Source organism: Mesorhizobium sp. M7A.F.Ca.AU.001.01.1.1 (genome assembly GCF_004022735.1).
In the GTDB taxonomy this organism is placed as follows: Bacteria; Pseudomonadota; Alphaproteobacteria; order Rhizobiales; family Rhizobiaceae; genus Mesorhizobium; species Mesorhizobium ciceri.
Window position 1 is genome coordinate 1 of sequence record NZ_RZPF01001379.1, and the last position, 416, is coordinate 416.

General features: G+C 60.8%; 1 pseudogene. It reads right to left on the minus strand.

The features are described from left to right. Positions 1-263, minus strand: a pseudogene (locus EN884_RS38275) (EscR/YscR/HrcR family type III secretion system export apparatus protein); the annotation flags it as partial. Positions 264-416 lie beyond the last annotated feature (153 nt).

Sequence of the window (416 nt, forward strand, 5' to 3'; positions counted from 1 at the left end):
GTCTGGAACTGAACCTGCCCTTCCTGAAGCCGGCCCGTCATCTCGCTCAGCAATGGCGTCGTGACATAGACCGTGAGCACGAGCGCTATGCCGTAGAGGACCAAATTGGGCGGCATCTGCTGGACGCCGAGCGCATTGCGGATGAGGAACAGCACGACCGAGATTTTCAGGAATCCGGTCATGGTGACGACTGCCAGCGGCAGCAAACCGACGAAGCCGACGGCAATCAGAATCCCAAGCAGGTTGGGCGAATTGTCAAGCATTGTCGAACATGCGGGCGATCCGCACGCCCAGGCTCTCCCCAATCCGCACGATCTCGCCACGGCCTACGCGTTTGCCGTTGGCGATGATGTCGACCGTCTCCTTCGTCACATTGGCGAGCGGAACGATGGCGCCGGGCGCAAGCTGCCTTACCT